The organism is Schaalia radingae, from assembly GCF_900106055.1.
GTDB classification, from domain to species: domain Bacteria; phylum Actinomycetota; class Actinomycetes; order Actinomycetales; family Actinomycetaceae; genus Pauljensenia; species Pauljensenia radingae_A.
Genome location: NZ_LT629792.1, coordinates 1,899,909 through 1,923,993, shown reverse-complemented (window position 1 = coordinate 1,923,993; position 24,085 = coordinate 1,899,909). Strand labels below are relative to the sequence as shown.

General features: G+C 60.1%; 19 protein-coding genes. 13 read left to right on the top strand and 6 right to left on the bottom strand.

Annotation, left to right across the window (positions count from 1 at the left end; all coding sequences use genetic code 11):
• Positions 1-132: 132 nt before the first annotated feature.
• Positions 133-4,467 (top strand): PDDEXK-like endonuclease domain-containing protein, encoded by a 4,335-nt coding sequence (locus BLT69_RS08460; RefSeq protein WP_092648816.1) that lies wholly within the window; start codon positions 133-135, stop codon positions 4,465-4,467.
• Positions 4,468-4,470: 3 nt separating this feature from the next.
• Entirely contained in the window at positions 4,471-4,680 is a 210-nt protein-coding gene (locus BLT69_RS08455) for a hypothetical protein (protein ID WP_058237235.1), read from the top strand.
• 39 nt (positions 4,681-4,719) lie between these two features.
• Here BLT69_RS08455 and mscL read toward each other — a convergent pair whose 3' ends face one another.
• Entirely contained in the window at positions 4,720-5,133 is a 414-nt protein-coding gene (gene mscL, locus BLT69_RS08450; protein ID WP_058237234.1) for a large conductance mechanosensitive channel protein MscL, read from the bottom strand.
• A gap of 34 nt (positions 5,134-5,167) precedes the next feature.
• Positions 5,168-5,800, bottom strand: a complete 633-nt coding sequence (locus tag BLT69_RS08445) for a hypothetical protein (protein ID WP_070725317.1) — start codon at positions 5,798-5,800, stop codon at positions 5,168-5,170.
• Positions 5,801-6,043: 243 nt separating this feature from the next.
• On the opposite strand from BLT69_RS08445, the gene BLT69_RS11190 reads away from it, so the two are divergent.
• Positions 6,044-7,174, top strand: a complete 1,131-nt coding sequence (locus BLT69_RS11190) for a hypothetical protein (RefSeq protein WP_092648815.1) — start codon at positions 6,044-6,046, stop codon at positions 7,172-7,174.
• Between the two features lie 59 nt (positions 7,175-7,233).
• Here the strand turns inward: BLT69_RS11190 and BLT69_RS08435 are convergent, their stop codons facing one another.
• Genes BLT69_RS08435 through BLT69_RS08425 form a run of 3 tightly spaced genes read right to left on the bottom strand, consistent with a single transcriptional unit; the run spans position 7,234 to position 10,924 of the window.
• Complete coding sequence (locus tag BLT69_RS08435) at positions 7,234-8,397, bottom strand: alpha/beta hydrolase (RefSeq protein WP_257590307.1); 1,164 nt, start codon at positions 8,395-8,397, stop codon at positions 7,234-7,236.
• A gap of 4 nt (positions 8,398-8,401) precedes the next feature.
• Entirely contained in the window at positions 8,402-9,550 is a 1,149-nt protein-coding gene (gene metX / locus BLT69_RS08430) for a homoserine O-acetyltransferase MetX (RefSeq protein WP_092648813.1), read from the bottom strand.
• A 3-nt stretch (positions 9,551-9,553) separates the two neighbouring features.
• Positions 9,554-10,924, bottom strand: coding sequence for an O-acetylhomoserine aminocarboxypropyltransferase/cysteine synthase family protein (locus BLT69_RS08425; RefSeq protein ID WP_092648812.1), 1,371 nt, complete (start codon positions 10,922-10,924; stop codon positions 9,554-9,556).
• Between the two features lie 514 nt (positions 10,925-11,438).
• Between BLT69_RS08425 and BLT69_RS08420 the strand changes: the two genes are divergently transcribed.
• Positions 11,439-12,815 carry a C40 family peptidase gene (locus BLT69_RS08420; RefSeq protein WP_227469098.1) on the top strand — a complete coding sequence of 459 codons (1,377 nt, stop codon included), beginning with the start codon at positions 11,439-11,441 and terminating at the stop codon, positions 12,813-12,815.
• 21 nt (positions 12,816-12,836) lie between these two features.
• On the opposite strand, the gene BLT69_RS08415 is transcribed toward BLT69_RS08420, so the two are convergent.
• Entirely contained in the window at positions 12,837-13,343 is a 507-nt protein-coding gene (locus tag BLT69_RS08415; RefSeq protein ID WP_058237230.1) for an inorganic diphosphatase, read from the bottom strand.
• 173 nt (positions 13,344-13,516) lie between these two features.
• Here BLT69_RS08415 and dacB point away from each other — a divergent pair, with 173 nt between their 5' ends.
• The 9 genes from dacB (at position 13,517) to BLT69_RS08370 (ending at position 24,008) form a co-directional block, all read left to right on the top strand.
• Entirely contained in the window at positions 13,517-14,950 is a 1,434-nt protein-coding gene (gene dacB, locus BLT69_RS08410; RefSeq protein WP_257590306.1) for a D-alanyl-D-alanine carboxypeptidase/D-alanyl-D-alanine endopeptidase, read from the top strand.
• Positions 14,951-15,043: 93 nt separating this feature from the next.
• Entirely contained in the window at positions 15,044-15,931 is an 888-nt protein-coding gene (locus BLT69_RS08405) for a zinc-dependent metalloprotease (RefSeq protein WP_083314334.1), read from the top strand.
• Positions 15,921-17,165 carry a tRNA lysidine(34) synthetase TilS gene (tilS, locus tag BLT69_RS08400; RefSeq protein WP_162272398.1) on the top strand — a complete coding sequence of 415 codons (1,245 nt, stop codon included), beginning with the start codon at positions 15,921-15,923 and terminating at the stop codon, positions 17,163-17,165. The genes BLT69_RS08405 and tilS overlap by 11 nt, the downstream gene beginning before the upstream one ends.
• 136 nt (positions 17,166-17,301) lie before the next feature.
• Positions 17,302-17,868 carry a hypoxanthine phosphoribosyltransferase gene (hpt, locus tag BLT69_RS08395; RefSeq protein ID WP_058237226.1) on the top strand — a complete coding sequence of 189 codons (567 nt, stop codon included), beginning with the start codon at positions 17,302-17,304 and terminating at the stop codon, positions 17,866-17,868.
• A 54-nt stretch (positions 17,869-17,922) separates the two neighbouring features.
• The gene (gene ftsH, locus BLT69_RS08390) at positions 17,923-20,028 is read left to right on the top strand and encodes an ATP-dependent zinc metalloprotease FtsH (RefSeq protein WP_257590305.1); all 2,106 of its coding nucleotides are present in this window, start codon (positions 17,923-17,925) and stop codon (positions 20,026-20,028) included.
• Complete coding sequence (gene folE / locus BLT69_RS08385) at positions 20,025-20,594, top strand: GTP cyclohydrolase I FolE (RefSeq protein WP_058237224.1); 570 nt, start codon at positions 20,025-20,027, stop codon at positions 20,592-20,594. Before ftsH ends, folE begins: the two co-directional genes overlap by 4 nt.
• Positions 20,591-21,415 (top strand): dihydropteroate synthase, encoded by an 825-nt coding sequence (gene folP, locus BLT69_RS08380; protein WP_058237223.1) that lies wholly within the window; start codon positions 20,591-20,593, stop codon positions 21,413-21,415. Before folE ends, folP begins: the two co-directional genes overlap by 4 nt.
• 8 nt (positions 21,416-21,423) lie before the next feature.
• On the top strand, positions 21,424-23,523 hold the full coding sequence (gene folB, locus BLT69_RS08375) for a dihydroneopterin aldolase (RefSeq protein ID WP_092648810.1): 2,100 nt from the start codon (positions 21,424-21,426) through the stop codon (positions 23,521-23,523).
• Positions 23,520-24,008, top strand: coding sequence for a DUF3180 domain-containing protein (locus tag BLT69_RS08370; protein WP_070725333.1), 489 nt, complete (start codon positions 23,520-23,522; stop codon positions 24,006-24,008). Before folB ends, BLT69_RS08370 begins: the two co-directional genes overlap by 4 nt.
• Positions 24,009-24,085 lie beyond the last annotated feature (77 nt).

Below are 24,085 nucleotides of genomic sequence, written 5' to 3'. Positions count from 1 at the left end.
ATGAGACTTACCGCCCGTGCGATTCCTGCCAGCTGGCCAGCTCCGGAATGCGTCGGCGTCATCCTCGTGTTAATTGGGGGCATACCGCGGCGCTTCCACAAAAGCGTGGCCATTAGCAATTAGCTTAGGAGAGTGGTTCCGAGTATCTTCTCCCGTTCAAATTCGGCTTCGTCCCGCCCTCGCCGGCGCTCCGAAGCCGCGGACGACGTGCGCGCCCAACACACGCCGATCGCCGACGAGCTGACAGACGCATTGGCGCAATGGCGTCAGGATCTATCCACACTCACGGTGAATGAACCCACCGTTGCAGGAACCAACGAAGCAGCCCCACGCCTTGCGCTCGGACAGGCCCACCCCGGAGGTCTGGCGCAACTGTACGCAGAGCACCCCACGCGCTTGTCGAACCTCGTACGGGAAAAAAGCGCGTACGAGCGGGCACGCGAAAAAACGTTGACGGTGATACGACGCGCGCGCCAGCTGGCTGCGACGCACGGAATCGGCCCCATCCACCTGGCGATCGGACAGGCATCGTGGACAGATGCGGGGGTACGGCGAGGCTCCCCGGCATTGCTGCGACCAGTCACTGTTGAAGAAACTGATGACGGCGATATCGTCATTTCCCTGCGTGAGGGAGCATCGATTGGACCTAGCCTGTCGCAGGCATTTGAATCAGCTCATCTCAACGTGGACCCGCACGCGATCCTGGATGACGCAACGTCGCTGCACGGGTTTTCACCCACCCGTGCACTGGCGCAGCTACGCGACATCGGTGCCAGTCTGGAGCGCTTTGACCTGAGGGAAGGCCTGGTTCTCGGCATCTTTGAGCATCCGGCAAGTGTGCTGCTGCGCGAGTTTGACCACCAGCAGGACCTGGTGAACCACCCGATTATTCGAGCGCTGGCAGGCGATGAAGAAGCGGTCAGAGAAATCGGCCAGGAACTGCCTCGCGCGAACCCCGCGGATCGTGACCCGTGGGATGAAAAAGGCATCGGTGACCTGGCTCCTGCCCAGCAGGACATCGTCGAGGCAGTTGCTGACGGCGCATCCCTCATGATCGATATTCCGCACGGTGCGGACGATACCGCCGTGATTGCTGCCATCATGACAGATGCTGCGTCACGAGGGCGTTCCACCATGCATATTGCAGGATCCCCGTCGCGCACCACGCGAGTGGAAACGTATCTTGACCAGCACGGAGTCAGTGAAATCTCCGTGCGCGTCGATGGCAGTGCGCAGTCGGCGCAGATTGTGCGTGAGCGCCTCGAATTCGCCATGGCCGACACGTCCGATGTGATCACCGATCCCACGCAGATCGAAGCGGTGCGGACGCGACTGCGTCGCGTCCGGGAGGCCCTGTCATCACATACGACCTACCTCCATAAGCCGTTCGACCGTTTCGGCGTATCCGCCTACGATGCCCTACAGGTGTTGACAGATCTGACCAGCATGCACCCTGCTCCACGCACCCGCGTCAGGCTGCGCGAGGATGTCCTGCTAGACATTGCGCAGGATCAGGGACAGCGCGCCCGCACGCTGCTGCACCGAGCCAGCGGCCTGAATCTGTTCTCATCATTCACGCAGCGCGGCGCGTGGCGCGGAGCGGTCATCAACGCAGCCGAACAGGTTCCCGATGTCTTGAAACGAGTCAAGAGGCTCGCCACCGAATCCCTGCCTGAGATGCGAGTGCAGATGGGCACGGTTGCCGGCGAAACGGGGCTTGTCCCTGCCACCAGCCTGACGCAGTGGGAAGCTCAGCTTCAAATGCTCGAAGGCGTGCGCGATGTCCTCGACGTGTTCGAGCCGGCCATTTTTGAACGCAGCGCAGCCGATATGGTGATTGCAACCGCGTCGAAGCAATGGCGTCGCTCGCACGGCATCTCCATGAAACATTCGCAGCGTCAGCGCCTGATCCGACAGGCACGCGATTATGTGCGGCCCGGACGTCACGTTGAAGACCTTCACCGTGAACTTCTGCTCGTGCAGGAGCGCCGTGATGTGTGGCGACAGCATTGTGATTCCGACGGTTGGCCCACACTGCCGCAACGCATGGATGAGATCATTGAGCTGGCCGCATCAGTGCGTGCTGACCTGAACCGTCTGGCGCCGATTCTTGGCACCTCTCACCCTGACCTTGCCCGTATGAATATGACCGATCTGGGCAGACTGCTCGATCGTCTGGCAGCAGATCCGGATGGTGCTCGCGAACTTCCGCAACGTGTCGCTGTTCTGAAGGAACTGGCTCAGATCGGACTGGATGACCTCGTCGCTGACCTCCGTAAACGTAGTGTCGTCGATGAGATGCTGGATAGTGAACTCGATCTGGCGTGGTGGGCATCCGTTCTTGGACTGATGCTGGCACAAGAACCCAAACTCGGCGGGTTCGACCCGACAAAACTTGAAGACCTCATTGTTGAAGGCCGCCGGCTGGACGAAGAACAAATCGAATCGCTGGCTCCGATTGCGCTCCAGCGTGCACGCCGATTGCGCCAGCAGGCTCTTGCCACGCGACCTGAACAGCACGCCGACTTGGTTGCGTCATTGAAAGCAGGTGCCAGCGGGACTGACCTCTTCGCGCGACACCTCCTGTCCTCGCACCTCATTCCGCTGGTGTTGACCGTCCCGACTCTGGTACCGCTCCTTGTGCCGCATGGACACCGCATTGACCTCGTTGTGCTCGATGATGTCGATAGCCTGCCGTTGGCAGAACTTATTCCCATCATCGCGCGTGCGCGACAGATCGTGGTGATCGCCGACCTGTCGACCAGCGGCACCGCTTCCGAGCAGTCGGATTCCAGCAAAACGCAGGGAGCCGTGAGCGCGCTCGCTCAGATTTTGCCTCACTCGCGTTTGAGCGTGCTGCCGGGTCATCTCAATGACCGTGTTGCCAAATTGGTGAGCCAATACGATTCAGCTCAAATGGGTATCCCGGTTCCCTGGAGCACGACCAGTTCACCGATCAAGGCGATCTGGCCCGATGGCTCAGGTATGCCTGCACCGGGTGTAGCTGCAGTCGAGTCGTCGGCCGCCGAAGTCCACGCAGTTGTCGAGCAGGTCATTTGCCACGCACTCGAGCACCCCGACCGCTCCCTTGCTGTGATCGCGCTCAATGAACGGCATGCCACACGTATCCGCGCCGCCCTCGAACGGGAAGTGGCATCGTCTCCGGGGCTGACATCCTTCTTTGATCCTGATGCTCTTGAACCTTTCGTCGTGGTGAGTCCCGAAGACGCGCGTGGCCTGAGCCGGGATCACATTATGCTCACGGTGGGCTACGCGAAGACACCACACGGTCGCGTCCTGCACGATTTTGGCCAGATCAGCGCTGCGTCGGGCCTGCCCGTCCTTATTGATGTGCTGCGCACGGTGCGTTCGGAACTGACCGTATTTTCGTCAATTCGTCCCGAGGAATTTGATCGCTCACGTGTCACGTCCGAGGGAGCCCACTTGCTGCTCGATCTGTTGGAAGTAGCTGAAGGGGCAGAAGAGGACGAAAGAGATGCAACATGGCCGACCCTGCAGGATGCCCCCGATCCGCTGCTGATCGACTTGGCTGAGCGGCTGTATTCACTTGGTCTGGAAGTGGTACCGAACGTGGGTGTGCCCGGAGGAATGCGTATTCCGCTGGCAATCGGTCATCCCGAAGTACCTGGTCGCCTGCTCGTCGCAGTGCTCACTGATGATGATGCATATGTCAACGAGCCTTCACTGCGGGTGCGCGATCGGATCTGGCCTAAACTCCTGGAGGCCCAGGGATGGAAAGTCCGAACCGAACTGTCCATGGCAGTCTTCATTGATCCCGAACGCGAAACTGACGCGATTGTGCAGCTCGTCCTTGATGCAGTTGATGAGGCCAACGGGCCGGCAGCGCATATCACGGTGCCCGACATCATTGATATCGACGAGGCAGACTCCGATGACGCGCCTGGTCTGGATCGCTCACTGAACGCTGACGCCTCGTCCGAGCCAGTTAACGGTTCTTCAGAGTCTGATCGCGGTGCCCACTCCGGCGCGCCCGGCGCAGATGGTCAAACCGGCAGCATCACTGATGATGAGGATGCTGGTGGTACGCGCGCCGAGAGCGGGACGGAAGGCTCCGAAGGTGCGCGAGCACTGGACTCGCCATCACCGGCAATGAGCAGTGAGGATCGGGCTCGTGCCCGAGCTGACGAAATCGAGCTGGGACTGACCGCAGAGATTTCCCGAATCGATCTTGAAGCGGCGAAGGAATCGGCGGATGCTGACAAGCGTGGACCGCGACCAGCTATCGCCAAAGGCCTTCCTCTGGCCGCCTACGGTGATGATCAGCTCGATGAGCTGGCACACTGGGTGCGCGCTGATGGTGAGGAACGCACGGAAGACGAGCTGATTGATGAACTGCGTTTCGCTGTGGGGCTAACCCGTCGTGGAGCGCAAACCGATGCAGTGTTGCGTAACGTTGTCAGGCGTACCCAGCCAACTCAGGAATAGGCGATGGCAGAGCACTCCAGACGTCGGCGCGTCATACGCATCAGCCCGACTGATCAGCGGCTGATCGATGACGGCGTGGCACCCTCGTGGGACGAGAAAGTAACCTCACGTGACCGTGAACGCGAAGGAGCCCAGCGTCATAATGATCATGAAAATGACGCCAGGCTCCTTGACAATGTCCCACCGCATTGGCAGGTGCGATCCGATTCCTAGGTGATGGCCATCAGGCCGCCACCAGGGTCAGAAGCGAGGTTAGCGTACGGATGGCGTTGAGCCATTTGTGGAGAGCAGGTCGCGAATTTCGACAAGCAGTTTTGCTTCATCGGTCAAAGCAGGCTCTTCGGCTTCATTCTGTTCGGTCTTCTTCTGACGACGCTCTGCCAGCTTATTCATGGGCATCACGATGCAGAAGTAGATGGCGAATGCGATGAGCAGGAAGTTGACAAGGGCAGTCAGAACGAGTCCTGGCTTGATCTCGGACGTGCCGATGGTGAACTTGAGGACGTCGTCAAAGTTCGGCTGGCCAAAGATGGCGCCAATCAGCGGATTGATCACGCCATCAACGAGGGCGGTCACAATCTGTGAAAACGCGGCGCCGATAATGACACCAACTGCCAGGTCGACGACGTTGCCTCTGGAAATGAATTCCTTGAATCCCTGGATCATGATCGTCTCCTTGAAAAATAGACAAAGGGGATTCTTACCCCGAAGGAGATCGTAATACGAGCGTGATGATGTCTGAGGTAACGTGCCCGACGATCCGCTCAGTTTCGTCTGCTTTCATGATGATCGATACCGATTGGGTGGGCGAATCGGCCAGTGGCCCCGAATCATGGTCGGAAATCGAGGCGATACGGATACCATCAGCAAGCAGGGTCGCCGGGCATTTTCGCTGTTCATCGGCGCAGAATGAGTCAGATGCCCACAGCTGCACCGTGTCTCCAGCCGACACTCGAGTCAGCTGATCGACAGGCAGCTCGATCGTGACTTGAGCCTCGTCATCTGCCAGAGCGCGAGAATCCGCAGATCCTGCCACATTCGATTCAGTCAGCACCGTCCCCGCCTCGATGTCGGCACCCACCCATCGAGGCGGGATATCCGCGTCAGCGCTCAGCGCATCTGCTGGCACCGCAGCCGGTGGCACTGCGACTGTGTGAACTGCGGAACTGCTCGTCATTCCAGATGTCAGACGGGCTGACGTGACGAGGACGTCAACCCCTGGGGGAGGCGGACGCAGATACATCAGTGTTCCGCACAAGGCCAGACACATACTCACAGCTACTGTGATACGGACGGCCCAGTTCCATCGTCGGATTCGTGTCAGATCATCCATACGGTCACCTCATCATGGGTGTGCACTCGCCCAAAGCGCAGTGGCTCCACTTGTGGATCGCGCGAGATTCACGTCGACAGTGTGGATAACACAGTTTCGACCCACTCCTGTAGATGCCGCCGCATTGTCAGGGCCACTGCGGCCGTTCTGTTGATCGAGGCAGATCACTGTACGATTGCCGTAGACTGACATAAGAAACACTGCGGCGAGCGGAACGCAGCAGAGGACCGGGGGTGGCATTGAATGGCACTGTTTGAGGTCGAAAACGGGCGCCTGGTGGCAGCACAGTTCGGCCATCCTGTTCAGGGGCCAATAGGCGAGGATGTGCTGGACTCGGTGCGCAACCAGGTATTGGAGATTGTCTCGCGCCCACTGTTTCCGATTACATGGCGAGACACCTCCCACCATCCTGACGCGGCCGGCACCCCTCGCCTGACTGCGCTGGACGCAACCGGCCAAGTGGTGTGCGTGGAAGTTACCTCACATCTGGATTCAGATCTGCTGATCGCCTCCCTTTCGCGACTGTCAGACTCGGCAGCATTGTCGTGGACTGACCTGGCACGCGAATATGCAGGCGGGGTGGAAGCATTCCGGACCGGATGGCTACGGTTCCGCGATTCCATGCCACCCACCATTTCAGCTGGCCCACGCCTCATCCTGGTGGTCGGATCCATCGACGACCAGGTGCGGCCTGCCCTGGATGTGCTCGCCTCCTCAGGTGTGGAAGTGCACGAACTGTCGATGCGTGCCCTGTCATCTGGCCGCATTTTCCTGGACGTTCAGACAGTGGGGCCACGCTTGTACGGGCATGTCCCGCATGTCCTCGTGTCGGATGCTCAGTCGCAGGCCACGATCGGCCCGGCCCCCTCGGCAGACAATGGGCTGTACGCGCGCGGCGAGACTTCGTGGGACCCATCAGAAGGGGACGAGGATTACCTGCGTGCTGATTTTGATGACGCCACTGCTCAGGAGGATCCCGAAACCGGCGCGATCAGCATTATCGCCCCGCATCTGCCGTCTCGATCCGAGCGACGTCATGCCAGGCACGCGCAGCAACGCCGCGACGACACTTCAGAAGCGGTATCCGTGAGCGCAGACGATGAAGCGCTCGAACTCGTTGCGCACATGGTGGGCGAACAGATCGCACTGGTACTGGATACTGAGCTGGCTACAGATACGCAGTTTAGCGAGGACCGTGCCCACCTGACCGAACAGGGCGTGATCGTCATGGCTGAAGCGGAGTTCTCCGACCCGACAGATGCGTTGGCAAGTTTGGGTCTGAGCGGAATTGACGGGTGGCACGCCTGGCATATCGACAATGCTGAAGGTCCGACGCTGGCAGAAGCGCTCGCAGAAATTCGCGCCGTTCGCTGAATGCCGCTCGAACGAGGGAACGCCTGACGTGTGCCCGACAGTGCTGCCGCAGTTCACTGCTACAGTGCGTGAGCCATGAACTCCAGCCAGGAATCCATCGTGTACCAGACGCGTTGACGAACATCAGGATCCGACAACACCAGGTCATGGCGCCCGTCAAAGCGCGCGATTGTCACCAAAGATCCCAGGTGGGCTGACCGCGTAGCCAACACATCGGCATCGAGCACCGTGTCAGAACGGAAAACTTCCGGGCTCCACTTCTCGTCAAAATAACTGTGCGTGGACATCATCGACAGAATCGGGCAGTCAATCGAGACAGAATGCTCGATCTTCTCGTGCCCCACCAGGATGGCATCGAGCCACTGAGCGTACACCGGGTAGCCTTCTGGGCGCTTCCATTCATGCAGGTAGTCCCACCCTGTGAAAGCAGGGTCGTCGTCAGGAAAATCACGCAGCTCTTCTGGCAGGTCGAAACCCGAAGTCGACCAGCCCTCCATGAGGGAACGGCCATAATGATCCGGCCCTGTTGATGCAGGAATTTCCCACAGGGGAGTGCGGGCAGCGATGCGGCCAAGGACGGGCTGGACAGCCGAACGCACCGCTGCAAGCGTCTGCATCTCCAGCCACGGCGAATTCAGAACCAGTCCATCGAGCGCACCGGGGTGACGCCACGCCCATAAGGTTGCGATCAGGCCGCCCGTCGAATGTCCCATCACGATCAGCGGGCCGTCAGAGCATTCGCCGCGGATGATGTCGAGCGCCTCACCCATGTCCTCGTCATAGTCGTCAATATCGCTGATGAAGCCAATTGTTTGCCACGGGCGCAGTGATCTGCCGTACTTGCGTAGGTCCAGTGCGTAGAAGCGCCCGCCCAGCGCCGAAATATGGCGTGCGAGGTGCCGCTGGAAGAAATAGTCATTTCGGCCATGCAGGTACAGGACTGTCACGGGGTTCTCGAGGCGGATAATCGGCCGGTCGACTGAACGCAGGTCATCTGCGTTCGGGTCGTTTTCTGGATCGTGACGCACCAACGTTGCCACAACCGGGCCTTCATCGTCGGGCAGAAGATCGATGGTTCGTGACACAAATCCTTCGCCCAGCACGTCAGTGCGCCACTGGCCCGATGGCGGTGGCCCGTCTGTGCCCCACGGTGCCAGGGGATCCCGAACTACGGGTTCGTCCTGTTCAGTCAGTTCATCGCGATCGTTCAAATGCTCACTCACACTCCTACTGTATCGACTGGACCCATCGGTTTGATGCAGAGCCAGGCTCGTATTCCTCATGCCCGCCGCGATACCGATCAATGAATTCTCGGATCAGTCGTGCCACCTGATCACGTTCAATCAGGAAACCGTCATGACCGTGGTCGGAGTGCACCTCTCGATAGAACGCGCCGCGCACGTTGTCCGCAATGTTCCACAACTCATTGGGATGGAACAGACGATCCGAATCAACGGCAATCACCAGCGTGCGGGCCGTCACTGAACGCAGCGCGTGCGCAATGCCGCCACGATCCCGCCCCACGTCATGCGTCAACATGGCGTGGCATAGCGCGACGTAGGAGCCTGCATCGAAACGGTTGGCCAGCTTGACACCGTGATGATCCAGGTATGACTGGATAGCCAGCCGGCCCCCCTCGAGCACATCTTCTTCATGCTGCGGGAACCTGCCGAAGCGTTCCTGCAGCTCCGGCGCACTGCGATACGTTGTATGCGCAATCTGCCGGGCCAGCCCCAGTCCCTGCGCGGGAGGCGGCCCACCGTAATAGTCGCCTCCCTTCCACAGGGGATCGAGGCGGATTGCGCCCAGCTGACTGTGAATCCATGCCGCCTGATCAGCAGTTGTCTGCGCACCCGAGGCAACGACGATAAGGCGTTCGACGCGTTGCGGGTAGGTGATGGCCCACTCCAGCGCTCGGTGACCTCCCATCGACGCGCCGATCACGAGTGACCAGCGATCAATTCCCAGTGCGTCAGCCAGCCGCGCTTCGGCATGGACCTGGTCGCGAGTGGAGATGAGAGGGAAACGCGACCCCCACGGTGTGCCGTCGGGAGCAGGGGAGGAGGGGCCGGTGGACCCATGGCAGCCTCCGAGGATATTTGCAGCGACCACGAAGTGCTCGCGCGTGTCAATAGGAGATCCTTCCCCGACGATGCCCTCCCACCATCCTGGTGTCGGATCGTGGGATGAGGACGTCACGTGAGAATCACCGGTTAGTGCATGCAGGACCAGCACGGCGTTGGAGCGCTCCGCATTCAGGGTGCCCCACGTTTCGTATGCCAGATGTGCCTGTGGCAGTGCGTCTCCGTTTTCAAGACGCAGCGGCCCAATATCGCACAGGTGCCGCCCGCCAGGGCATGTCGGTTTGGATCTCATGTGTCACTCCTGTGTCTTTCGTGCACTCGACCCCTCGCCGCTCACCGCGTCAGCAGCTGCGAAACCTCGCTCCAGATCAGCGATGATGTCGTCGACGTTTTCAATGCCGACGGATAGGCGAATCGTGCCGCCCTCGATTCCTGACTTGCGCAGCTCCTCTTCCGTGAGTTGCGAGTGCGTGGTCGAGGCTGGGTGAATCACCAGAGTCTTTGTGTCGCCGATGTTGGCGACGGTGGGAATCAATTCGAGTGACTCAGCGAAGGTGCGCCCCGCATCGGCGCCACCTTTGATGACGAAGGAGAGCAAGCCACCGGCACCCCTCGGCGCATACTTGAGCTGCAACTGGTGGTAGGGCGAAGCGTCGAGGCCTGCGTAGTTGACCGATTCCACGTCTGCGTGTGCCTCCAAGTATCGGGCAATCGTCAGCGCGTTGTCGACGTGGCGTTCAACTCGCAGTGACAGTGTCTGGATGCCCTGCTCAATCAGGAACGTGTTGAGCGGGGAGAGCGTGAAACCGAAGTCACGCAGTCCGACGGTGCGGGCTCGAAGAATGAAGGACAGGTTCACGCCGAACTGCCCGTCTTTTCCGAGATCGCGCGCAAAGACTATGCCGTTGTAGCTGGCGTCGGGTTCATTGAAGTCGGGGTAGCGGGCAGGGTCTGATCCGAAGTCGAAGGTGCCGCCATCGACGATGACGCCTGCCACTGAGGTGCCGTGCCCACTGAAGTACTTCGTGGCCGAATGGATCACGATGTCGGCGCCCCATTCCAGTGGTCGCACGAGGTAAGGCGTGGCCACCGTGTTGTCCACAATCAGCGGAACTCCGACTCGGTGCGCTGCCTGCGCGACTGGCTCGATATCGAGGATATCGCCCTTGGGGTTCGGGATCGTCTCGCCGTAAAATGCGACCGTCCTGTCATCGGCAAGTGCTTCCCACTGAGCCGGATCTGCGGGATCATCCACCCAGCGTGTTTCAATTCCCAAACGTCCCAGTGAGTTCTTCAGCAGGATGATCGATCCGCCGTACAGCGAGGGTGACGCCACGACGTTATTGCCTGCCTGAGCGATGTTGAGAATAGCCAGAGCTGCAGCTGATTGGCCCGAGGACACCAACAGTGCTCCCACGCCGCCTTCGAGCGAGGCGATACGGGCTTCGACGGCGTCGTTGGTGGGGTTCGTCAGACGGGAATAAATGGGGCCGAGTTCGCGCAGCGCAAAGCGGTTCGCTGCCTGTTCGGGTGTCTCGAAGGCGAAAGATGAGCTGTGAACAATGGGGAGGCTGGTTGCGCCCGTTTGAGGATCGCGATCCCATCCGGCGTGAATCTGGCGGGTTTCAAAAGCCCAGGTGCGTTCGATTTCGGTGCGGTCAGACATGAGTGTGCTCCTTTAATAGTGTCAAGAATCTTTGGCGGCGCGATGAGCTGGACTCACACTTGTGGTGTGGTGAATTGGTGAGCCAGTTGTCGACAAGTCAGTCTTTGACGCAATCAACAGATGTCTGAAACTTGAAAACGAATGGCAGCGTCCAACGTCCCGCGCTAGATGAGGGCGGTGCTGCACAGCTGGTCGTGTGACGAGCGTGCAGTCAGTTGGACATTCGCATTCGTTGGAACATGTCCATCACAGTAAGAGATTCATCGTGATCATGCAAGATGAGGTCAGAGGCGTGTCCACGATGTGGATGGTGGGGTGTGCGGAAGATGAACGAGGGGGATGTGTCTGGTGTGACGAATGTGAAAACTGTGACTGATGTGAATAACGTGAAAAATGGTGAAATTGTTGCCAAAGTGTTCGACGATGGGCTAGCGTAAGTGCTATATGTCGTGCGCGATGTCCACATGGCGTGGGGAGCGTGCGGGAAAAGTCAGAGTGTCATTAGGTGGATCAGGTGAAAAGACAGGTTTACGGTAAGGTGTTGAGCCACTTTGGCCAGAAGGCTCCGCGTCGCGCATCTGGCCGATACGCACTGACCGCTCTATTCATGTCAGGTTTGCTTGCTGTCAGTGCCGGCGTTGCGATGCCGGCGTCATATGCAGATGACACGCCCTCTCAAGATGACATCAATCAGGCGCGTGCCGAAGCCGATGCCGCCAAGATGTCAGTGGGGCAGATCGAAGTCGAATTGGCCGCGGTCTCTCAGCGCGCTTCAGATGCCATGCGCAATGCGCAGATTGCCGGCGAAGAGCTCAACAAAGCACGCTTGGATCTTGATGCTGCAACTGCTGCGGCAAATAAAGCTCGCGATGATGCGGATAAGGCTCAGGCTGAGTTTGATAAAGGTCGTCAGGAGCTGGCTGCTATAGCGCAGACTGCCTACCGCTCTGAAGGTTCGTCTCTTGATGCCGCTGCAGCATATTTGCAGGCCGACGGATTGCGCTCCGTTGAGTTCAAACAGACGACACTCGATTCATTCGCCAATAATGCCGATACGAAGATGCAACGGGTGGCCGCCCTCGAAAAAGTAGCATCGGTGATGAAGGAATCGGCTGAATCTGCCGAACAGCGTCAGCAAAAGGCGACAAACGAGGTGCAGGAACGCACCGATGCTGCGCAAAATGCTGCCAACTCGGCGTTGGCTTCTCAGCAGGCCACTGAAGCGCGCCGCAGTGAACTTGTGGCTGAGCTGGCACGCAAGGAAAACACCACTGTTGAGCTGATTAATCAGCGTGAAGCCGAACTGGAACGTCGTCGCGTGGAAGCAGCGCGCAAGGCGGCCGAAGAAGAATCAGCTCGCCTGGCGGCTTTGGCTGCGCGCCAGGAAGAAGAAGCGGCTACTCAGGGTCGACAGGAAGAGACGTATACTCCGCCTTCGCGTGAGACGCGCCCAACGCCGACTCCTACGCCGACCCCAGCGCCGACTCCTGATCCGGCACCCGCACCGTCCTACGGCGGCAGCGGCGGAGCGCAGACAGCGGTCAACGCTGCGTATAGCTTCCTGGGCGTCCCCTACGTATGGGCTGGCGAATCATACGCCGGTGTGGACTGCTCCGGCCTGGTCATGCTGGCGTGGAGGCAGGCTGGCGTGTACCTGCCACACTACTCTGCCTCACAGTATGGATATGGCACCCGTATTCCGCTGAGCCAGCGTCAACCGGGCGATTTGCTCTTCTGGTCCAGCGACGGTTCACAAAGCGGTATTTACCACGTGGCGATCGCCCTTGGCGGCGACCAGATGATCGAAGCGCCGTATCCTGGCACCACGGTGCGCGTCACCAGCATCTATGGCTGGAGCGGTTCCCTGATGCCGTACGTCGTTCGCCTCTGAGACTGCCTGGTGAGCTAGTCGCTACTCGTGCGCGTGCTCGCCAGCTTCGGCTTGTCTGGCTCGCGCGTAGGAGCGACGGATTTCCTCCTCGGCGTCTTCACGGCCCACCCAGTGTGCGCCTTCGACCGACTTGCCGGGTTCGAGGTCCTTGTACACCTCGAAGAAGTGCTGAATTTCAAGACGATGGTATTCCGACACGTCTTCAATTTCTGTGCGCCACGACGCGCGTTGATCGGAAGCTGGAACACACAGAACCTTATCGTCGCCGCCTTTCTCGTCGCGCATGCGGAACATGCCCAAAGCGCGGCAGCGGATCACGCATCCCGGGAATGTGGGCTCTTCGAGCAACACCAATGCGTCCAGAGGGTCGCCGTCCTCGCCGAGCGTGTCATCAATGAAACCGTAATCATCGGGATAGCGGGTCGACGTGAACAGCATGCGATCCAGACGAATACGACCGGTCTCGTGATCAATCTCGTATTTATTACGATTGCCCTTCGGGATCTCAATCGTCACGTCGAATTCCATCAATTTGTGTTCCTCCTGAGTGGCCGTATCTGTCTCATCCGCCATTGTCCACTACTGTGGAGCCGTGGGTTGAGACCGACTCACCCAAGGCGGAGGAGACGCGCGTGCAACGTCAAACTATAGGTGCGATTGTATGCGCTTCACTATGCACTTTAGCGTGTGGGGCGTACGCAGTGGGCGATGTCTACGATGTCGTGCCGGGCCTCCTGACGATCTCCGCGCCAGTTCAGGCCGTCGCGCCACCAGATCTGGCATCCCAGTCGGGGCTGAACATTCCCGATGCCACCGGCCAGTCTGATGGCCAGTCATCGACTCTGAACATCACCGATTCTGCCTCAGCTCCCGCTCCCACCGCCGCGCAGATCCAGACCTTGTGGTCACCAGTTGCGCAGGCCGCGCAGGAGGGCAAATGGAAAGCGTGGGCAGTGGTGATGGATGCGCTGACAGGGGAGGTGCTGCTCGACGCTGACGGCACGGGCGTGCACGTGCCAGCTTCGACAGCAAAAATCCTCACCGCAACGACAATCCTGACGCACATCGATGCGAACACCCGCCTGCGCACCGAAACCTTCCTGACCGACACAACACTGCACTTGTGGGGCGAGGGCGACCTGCTGCTGTCTTCTGACGAGGGCGACCCGACCGCCATCGATGGCCACGCAGGGCTGGCTGACCTGGCTCGCCAGACAGCAGACGGCCTGAAGGAACGCGGCGTCACCTCGGTGACCTTGAACTGGAACAACGACATTTTCGACGGCCCGGCACGCCTGAGTGCGTGGACGACGCAGGAAGTGGCTTCCTACGAAGGTCAGGTCGGCGCATTCGCGATCGACCGCGGCGCCTACGGCTATGCGCGATTTGATCCCACCTTCGATCCTGGACGGGACGTTGCCACCACGTTCGCCGAGCACCTACGCGACGAAGGAATTACCGTCGAACTTGGATCTGACGGTGATTCCACACCGCCACCAACCGTCAGCTCATCCGACACCGCGTCGTCGGGAACCACTACAGCAGATGCACCCGCTCAGGCAAGCAAGTCCGATGAACTGGCAGTCGTGTATTCGGCGACGCTCGGGCAGCAGATTCGCACGATGCTGCACGACTCTGACAACACGCTGGCCGACCAACTGTGCAGAATCGCAGCGCGCCGGGCTGGATATGACGCGAGCTATACAGGGTCAACGCAGATGGTGTCCGATACGATCGCCACGATGGGAATTGACACAACCGGCCTGTCCCTTGAGGACTGCTCCGGCCTGTCGAGCAACGACCGCTTGACGGGGCACATTTTGGTCGACACGCTCCACGCGAGTATGACCTCCGAAAACTCTCAGGTGCGTGACGTCATTCGATTCCTACCGTGGGGAGGACTGGAAGGAACTGTTCGGGCACGCTTCCCCGACACCCCGGCAGGCGGGAACCTGCAGGCCAAAACGGGATCCCTGTCTACTGTGTCCACGCTGGCAGGAGCGGTCAGCACTGCTGATGGTCGTCAGCTTCTGTTCGCCATCGGGCACGACAATGTTCCAAACGATGGTGCGTACTCCACTCGACCGATTCTGGACGACTTCGTAGCCGGCCTGGCCGCTCTTCGAGCTCAGTGATTCTGACGCCTCGCCTCGTCGGAAAATTGCATGCAGCCGGCACACATGCCGCACCTTTTAGCCAGCGCGCCGCCAGGTCGGTAGGATGACACCATGAATCGGACAGCACAATGGCACCGCTTGGGGCGCCTCATGTCCAGCGCGACCCTGGCCGGCCCGACCGTCAGCCATTCAGCTGCAGCGGCAACAGTAGGCAGACTACGCAGAGCAATTTCACGCACCAACCCCCTGCTTGCTGGCTTATCCAGCCTTCCCGAAGCTGCCGAGCACGTGGCTTCAGCGCCCGTGCTGATCGTGGATCGCCGCGCCGCCGTCCAAATCATTTCCCAGATCACCGACCAGTTCATTACCGCCGGACTGGACCTGACTGACCAGGCCCCCTCATCGCGATCCTTCCTTGCATCGCCTCTGACTACCCTGAGCGAAATCGGCGTGCTCCGCACCGTTGCGCCGCACGTGAAAGGAATTTGGGACCCATTCGGACAGCGACGCATCTTCATCGCACCCTCCGTTCTTGAAGCCGCCCAGCGCGGCACACTCGACCACAAGGATTTCAGCTCATGGGTAGCGATCCGTGCCGGACTGTGGGGCATCCTCTTCTCAGCCGCACCCTGGCTGCGTGACGAGCTGTCAATCACTGCCGCGAAGTTCCCCTCGTCCACAGCGCAGCTGGCCCGATTGGTCATGATGATGGACGGGATCGTGCGCGCGCAGATGGAACAAATTTCTCCGCGCCAGATCTCCTCGGCACGCTGGATCCGCAACAATGCGCCTGAGTCTGCCGGCATGACTGGGTTGATGGAGCTGCGGCGCCTGGGCGCATCCGTGCGTTCTATTGAGGCAGAACGCCAGGGAGCGTTCTCCTTTGCCCGCCACGTCGTCCTCGATGGTCAGGTCGCCACACTGTTGTCTGACCGTACCCATATGCCCACGCGCGAAGAGCTTGTCTCCTACGAATCGTGGCGCGACCGTGTCGTGTGAGTCCCGCGCCTCACAACTGGTTGGCTCGACCCCGACAGGTGCCGTCCGGCGATTGTCGCTGGCAACACGCCGCTGCCTGCAGCAGATCATAAACGAGGGCGTCCCGACCGCCGTTGTGGTTGGAGTATCCGGCGGACCAGACTCCCTGGCCTTGTTGGTAGTCGCCACCGACCTGTGCAGACGGTGGAATATCCCGGTAGCCGGTGTTTACGTTGATCACCACATTCGGCCTGAATCCTCCAACGAGGCCCGCCATGTGTATGACGTGGTGCAGTCTGTGGGCGCACACCCGGCAATTATGGATGCTGACATGGAGGCGTATCGCGAAGGCGGACCAGAGGCTCGTGCACGTTCGGCGCGGCGGGACGCCCTTGTCCGCTATGCGACGCAATGGGCACGAGAAAGCGGCACGACAGCAGCGACGATTCTTCTCGGTCACACAATGGATGACCAGGCCGAGACAGTAATGCTGCGCCTGGCCCGCGGATCGGGTGCGCATTCTTTATCTGCTATGCGCAGGCGTGACCTGATGGAATGTGGTGGGGTAGCGATCACGTGGCTGCGGCCCCTGCTTGATCAGCGTCGCGTTGATACTCACCAGGTGTGTCGGGATCTGAAGCTCGCGTGGGTCGATGATCCGACCAATGCGGTCGATGGGCCGTGGCGTGCATCTGATGGCAGTGCGCTGCGTCGTGCTGCAGTGCGCCAGTGGGCACTGCCTGCTCTGGAACGTGCGCTGGGAGTTGATCCGATTCCGGCGCTTGCGCGAAGCGCCGACATGCTCGGAGAAGATGACGCCTATCTCAGCGCACAGGCCGGCGACCTGTTCGATGCGTGTGTGCGCGAAAGCGAGGGAGCTCGAGACGGACGGTCGTCGGAAGCTGAGGGCGTCCGGGGTGCAGAACGCGGGCAGGTAGATGCCTGTGAGCAGTCAGAGGACAATGACAGTGCTCGCGGCAAAGCTTCGCGTGGCCGCGGGCGACACTGGATCGTTGACTGCACCAAGTTGGCAGACCTGGCAGCTCCTATCCGCAGGCGCGTTTTGCACCGACTCCTGGCTCAGGTGTCGAACTCACCAGGTTCCGTCTCTTCTGTCCACGTCAGGCAGCTTGACGAGATGGCGCTTAGCGGCGCTCACGGGACCCGTATCGACGTGCCGGGTGGGCACGCGAGGGTGGAGCGGTCCGGACCTCGTCGATCGATGCGACGCCTGATCGTGGAACGTGTCGAGTGAAGGCGAATCGCCATCACCGCTGGGGTGGTGCAGCAAGTCAGCCGATAGCGAGACTGCCCACGTTGAGTGTCACCTTGAGCGCGAAATGTGGCACTCTTGGACTATTAGTCGTGTAACCGAGAGGAAGACCAGGCGCGTGGACGCTCAAGACATGGGTGAAGACCTCGAGAAGGTTCTCTTAACCGAGCAGCAGATCAGCGACAGGCTCGAGGAAATGGCGGCGCAGATTGACGCCGACTATGAGGGCGAAGAGATCTTGATGGTTGGTGTGCTGCGCGGCGCCATCATGGTGATGGCGGACCTGTCACGCAAGATTCACTGCCCCCTCGAAATGGACTGGATGGCAGTGTCGTCATACGGTTCCGGTACTCGATCATCGGGTGTGGTGCGGATCCTCAAAGACCTCGACACTGATGTTCACGGCCGTCACGTCCTCATCGTTGAAGACATCATCGACTCTGGACTGACACTGTCGTGGCTCAAGGACAACCTGGAGACGCGGGGAGCGGCCTCGGTGAAAATCGCAACCCTTTTGCGCAAGCCGGACGCGGTGAAAGTCGATGTCGATGTGACATATGTGGGATTCGATATTCCCAACGAGTTCGTCGTGGGATACGGACTCGACTTTGCTGAAAGCTACCGCCACCTGCCCTTCGTCGGCACCCTCGCACCTCACGTGTACGGCGGGACCGAACGGCACTGAGGCCGCGCGCGACCATCACGGAACTGACAAGAATATTCGGTAAAGGCAACTGCAGTGGCTGAAAAGAAAAAGAAGAAAATCAACTGGCTGTACGTGATCATCCCCGTGCTCGCGGTCATCATTCTTGCCTCCATGCTCGGAAGACTTTTCGGACCGTCAACTGTTGACACCTCTGAAGGGCTGAAGATCCTTGAAGGCAACACTGTTGAACGCGTCATGGTCAATGACTCGACCCAGCAGATCAACCTCACGTTGTCCGAGCCGTACACGCACAAGGCAGTGGACGAGATGGACCGCGAGCGCAACTTCGGGACCCAAATCTCCTTTACCTACGTGCGCGCCCAGGCTGATGACATCTTGTCAACGGTGAAGGATCTGGAGCCGACGAAGGGGTGGAACGCGTACTACCCGCAGCCCAGCGCCTGGATGACGATGCTGCAGCTCTTCTTGCCGGTCCTGCTGATTTTCGCTCTGATCTGGTTCTTCGCATCACGCATGATGGGCACACGCATGATGGGCAGTTTCGGCCAGTCCCGCGTGCGCGAAATCAACCAGGAACGCCCTGATATCACATTTGATGATGTGGCCGGTGAAGATGAAGCCGTTGAGGAACTTGAAGAGATCCGTGAGTTCCTGGTCGCACCAGAAAAGTTCCATAAGGTCGGTGCGAAAATTCCGCGTGGCGTCATGCTGTACGGGCCTCCCGGAACAGGTAAGACACTGCTTGCCAAGGCAGTTGCCGGCGAGGCCAACGTGCCGTTCTTCTCCATTGCAGGCTCGGAGTTCATGGAACTGTATGTCGGCATGGGTGCCAAGCGTGTGCGCGACCTGTTTGATAAAGCCAAAGAATCGGCTCCTGCCATCGTTTTCGTCGACGAGATTGATGCAGTTGGGCGTCATCGCGGCTCCGGCATTGGCGGTGGAAACGATGAACGTGAGCAGACGCTGAACCAGCTGCTGGTTGAGCTCGACGGCTTCGATGAACGCACCAACGTCATCTTGATTGCCGCGACGAACCGACCTGACGTCCTCGACCCTGCCTTGCTGCGTCCGGGGCGTTTTGATCGCCAGATCGCAGTGGAGGCACCGGATCTGAAGGGCCGCGCTGCAATTCTGAAGGTTCACTCTCACGGCAAGCCGATGACGGACGATGTGGATCTGCAGCAGATCGCCAAACGCACCCCCGGTTTTACCGGCGCTGACCTGGCGAACGTGCTCAACGAGGCCGCATTGCTGACGGCCCGCTCGAATGCGGACCTCATTGACAACCGCGCGATCGACGAGGCCATTGACCGCGTCATCGCCGGCCCGCAAAAGCGTACCCGAGTGATGAATGATCACGATAAGGCAGTCACTGCCTACCATGAGGGTGGCCACGCGCTGTGCGCGGCGGCACTGCGCTATACGGATCCGGTGACAAAGGTGACGATCCTGCCGCGTGGACGCGCACTGGGCTACACGATGGTGATGCCGACTGAGGACCGTTTCAACAAGACACGCAACCAGCTGCTTGACGACCTCGTGTACTCGATGGGTGGCCGCGTTGCTGAAGAGCTGGTATTCCGTGACCCCTCGACAGGTGCCGCCAACGACATTGAGAAGGCGACGCAGTCCGCGCGTGCGATGGTGACGGATTACGGCATGTCGGATCGTGTCGGCCTGGTCAAACTCGGCCAGTCCAACACGGACCCGTTCGTGGGTCGCGAGATGGGACGAGGTGAAGGACGCGACGTGTCCGAAACACTGGCGGGCATCATTGACGAGGAAGTGCGCCGGCTCCTAGATGACGCGACGCGTGAAGCGTGGCAGATCCTGACGAAGAACCGTCACGTCCTTGACGACCTGGCGCAGCGCCTGCTCGACGAGGAAACCCTCAACGAAAAGGAACTGGCTCAGATCTTCGAACCTGTCATCAAGCAGCCGGAGCGAGAAGTCTGGAACTACCAGGCGGACGCTGCGATCGAAGGTGCCCGTTTTGGTGATCCGATCGGCGTGAACACCGAGGAGCCGCCCACCCAGCAGGCTCCCACCCTCGCCCCTGACACTCACGGCGAGCCTGCCTCGTCAACCCCGACGCCGGGGTCGACCACTGCGGGTGAACCCGTGGCACCACCCTCGACGGGCCCAGCAGCCGGCCCAGAGGCGGGGACGCAGCACTGATGTATGACCAAGCTGGTGTCGAACAGGCAATTCGCGACCTTCTGGTGGCAATTGGGGAGGATCCAGAGCGTGACGGGTTGAAAGACACACCTGCACGCATGGGCCGCTCCTTTAGGGAACTGGTCGGCGGCCTGGCTGAAGATCCGCGTGAGCACTTGCGCACGACCTTCACAACCGGGACGAATGAAATGGTGCTCGTCCGGGACATTGAGTTCTTCTCACTGTGCGAGCACCATCTGCTGCCCTTCCACGGCAAGGCCCACGTTGGCTACATCCCCTCTGACGGCACAGTCACCGGATTGTCGAAGCTGGCACGCCTTGTTGAGGGGTACGCACGCCGGCCCCAGGTGCAGGAACGCCTGACAAGTCAAATTGCCGACGCAATGGTGGAGATCCTGCACCCGCAGGGCGTTACCGTCATCCTCGAGGCCGAACACATGTGTATGACAATGCGCGGAGTTTCCAAGCCGGGCTGCTCCACCGTGACATCAGCGATGCGCGGCGTCATGAACAATGCCGCCACCCGCTCAGAGATGATGGCGCTGGTCATGAGGGGGCGGCCATGACTGAAACCGGGCGCACACCTTTACTTCCAGATGGGATGACACTTCCGAGCGACCGCACCCTCGTCATGGGGATCCTCAACGTCACGCCCGACTCTTTTTCAGATGGCGGCCAGTGGAACGACACCGACCGTGCTCTCGATCATGCACACGCCATGCTCAACGCCGGTGCAGACCTCATCGACGTGGGGGGAGAATCAACACGGCCGCACTCTCAGCGCATCTCAGCTGACGAAGAATGGGACCGCATCGGCTCGGTCATTACTGCTTTGGCCGCCGAGGGGGTCGTTGTCTCCGTGGATACACTCCACGCCGCAACTGCCAGGCGTGCCGGCGAGGCGGGGGCAGCCATTATCAACGACGTGTCGGGAGGCTGTTTCGACCCGGATATGAATGACGTTGTGGCCAGCACCGGCTGCGCGTATATCGTCCAGCACTGGAGAGGCCTGCCGGGTACCACTGGTGAATCATTCGACTACACCAATGTGGTCGAGGACGTTATCGCTGAAACGTGCGCACAGATCGACAAGGCTGTGGCTGCAGGGGTGGCACCCGAGCGAATCATCTTCGATCCAGGTTTAGGATTCTCATTGACGAACGAGCAATCATGGCTCATCGTCGACCATATGGAGCGCTTGAACGAATCCGGCTATCCTGTGCTCATCGGAGCGTCGCGCAAGCGTTTCCTCGCCCACTCACATCCAGACGGGCCGGACGCAGCTACCCTTGAGGTGACGCGTCAGGCGATTGAGGCGAATATGTGGGCGGTGCGCGTGCATCACGTGGACGATCATGCCACGATGGTTCGAAGCACTTGCCGCTAGGAGGAGAGATGGCACGGAAGCTGGACATCATCACCTTACGAGGCTTGAGCGCAGCCGGACGGCACGGAGTATTCGACTCCGAACGCGAATCAGAACAGCCTTTCCACGTTGACATCTCCCTGTGGGTAGACACCACTGAAGCAGCCCACTCCGACGACATCGACCAGACAGTGTCCTACGCGGACATAGCTGAAGAAGCAGTCGCCGTTTTGTCCGGGCCTTCCGTGTCCCTGCTCGAAACACTGGCGCAGCGCGTAGCCGATGCCGCTCTGGCGCATCCGCGCGTCGAAGGCGTGGAAGTGACCGTCCATAAGCCGATGGCACCGCTGGCCCAGCAATTCTCGGATGTCCTTGTCACGATTCGCCGCGGCACGTGCGATGAGGCACCGCTGCATGTCGAAACGTTGCAGCGAGCCGATGAAGTTGAGGATGCTCGCGGCCCCCTCGAAAAATCCAGTCCGACATTGCCGCCCCTGCCACCGGTGCCCGCATCGTTGGTGCAGCGTCCGGTAGCTGACAACACCTCCGCTGTACGTGAGCATCCGGGCGAGGCTAAGACAGCCGGCAGCTCTAACAGGAGAGTGGACTACGCGATAGTGCTGCCACCGCGTCGCACCTCCACCTACCAGCCTCACGGACTGGATGATGCCGCGCAAACTCGTCACGTTGTCCTTGCTTTGGGCGGCAACGAAGGCAATGCGCCCGTCACGCTGGCCGCCGCCGTCGGCAAGCTCATTGACTTGGACGGTTTTGAAGTTGATAACGTGTCGCCGCTGCTGCGTACTCAGGCAGTCATTGACGAGGGGACAGCCCCGCAGCGCGATTACTGGAATGCCGTTGTGCTTGGACGCACGACGCTCGACGCTGAAGAGCTGCTCTTACGGTGCCAGGGCTTCGAAGCCGAGTTGGGCAGAGTGCGCCACGAACACTGGGGGCCGCGCACAGTGGACATCGACATCGTCACCGTGGAAGGCACGACGTGCCATACACCCACGCTGACCCTGCCTCATCCATACGTACATCAGCGCGCGTTTGTCCTTGTTCCCTGGAATATGGCCGATCCGCTCGCGGAACTGGTGGATGCGCACGGCAATGCCACATCCGTTGCTCAACTCGCATTAGCTGCACCGGATCGCAACGGAATACGCGATGCGGTGACAGACTGGTTGGACGATCCAGCCAGCGTCATGGACGAATCGGATCGTGTCCTTGCCTCACAGGTGGATGAACCGCTGTCGAAACTTGATCTGTTGCCACCGGAATCCAAGATCGGGCTGCGTCCCAGCGAATCTGGTACGGATGTCCTGTGGCGCAATCTGTGGAAACAGTGGCAAAGCTCGCCCCTCGACAATTCTGAACGCCATGAACAGGCCGAAGCGCCTGCCCAAGCGTCAAGCGACGTGCCCACCGACGTGTCAGCCGACGCTTTACCAACGCCGCCTGCGCCCAGTGACGCAGCAAGGCGCGAGCAGGAAGACGTGCCCGCTGAAGCGCCAGTCGACGAGCCAGCCGACCTGCCGGCCGACCAGCCAATCAACGAGTCAGCCGATGAGCCGCTTGCCGCCGACGAACCAGTGGCCGGGTCGCAGCAGGGCGGATACGAATTGCCGGAGCCACCCGTTGCCTCCACGCGTGAGGATATGTCGGACACATCGGAGATCATGATCCCTTCATCCCTGCTTCGGCGCCGCTCTGTACGGTGGGTGCCTGTGCGTTCGGAGCACAACTCAGGCGAGGGGAAGCGCGCCTACACCGACGCTGAATCTGATCCTGATGCCGGCGCCGATGATCCTGTGCCTGAGGGCGATACTCGTGGTAGACGAGGCGCAGCCTCTCGGAGTACGAGCCGACGCGGGAAGGCGCATGTTCCTGCGCTGCCGGACTGGAATTTCCAGTCTTCCTCCCCGGCGCGCATTATCGACGATGCGGACGAGGCGCCCGTGCGGCGCCGTTCAATCCTCGATCCACATATCGCTGACCAGTTCCCACATGGGCCACTGCCAGACGATGAGACAACGACCACTTCGGTGGTGCGTGGACGAACAGTGCGACCGACGGTGACGGGGCATATCCCTGTCATCAGGCGCGATGAGGGACAGGCTCAATGAAACCTGTGTCAGTCGCTCACCTCATCGTTATCGCTGTGGTTTCGGCTGTATGTGGTGCGGTGGTCAACTCCCTGCTCATCCAACGTGGGCTCTCACCCCTTCTGGTGTCCTACTTCCTGGCGATCCTGTATCTGCTGATCTCCGCACTACTGGGCTACTACGGTGTGTTGGTGCGTCGGTGGCGCGCACGCAAGAGTGACAGGATCGACGCACTGACCGCTGCTCGCGTGGCCGTCACAGCCCGCTCCTGCGCATATGTGGGGTCAGGTTCTGTGGGTATTTTTGTTGGCATCCTTCTGCCGTGCCTGGCGCGCATCGACGCACCCGCAATGCAGATGTGTGTGACGCGATCACTGGTCGCCGCAGTGGCGGCCTTGGTATTGACTGTGATCGCATTGATTGTTGAACGCTGGTGTGTTGTGGACATGTCAGATGACGACGATTCAAATGCGTCGCAGGCCTCACGGTCAGCAAGCCCCGCGTAGACACACACCGAGCACTGCAAGCGCCGCGCAGGCACGCTCATGAGTGACGAACCGGCGTGGCACCGGCTTCCCATCGA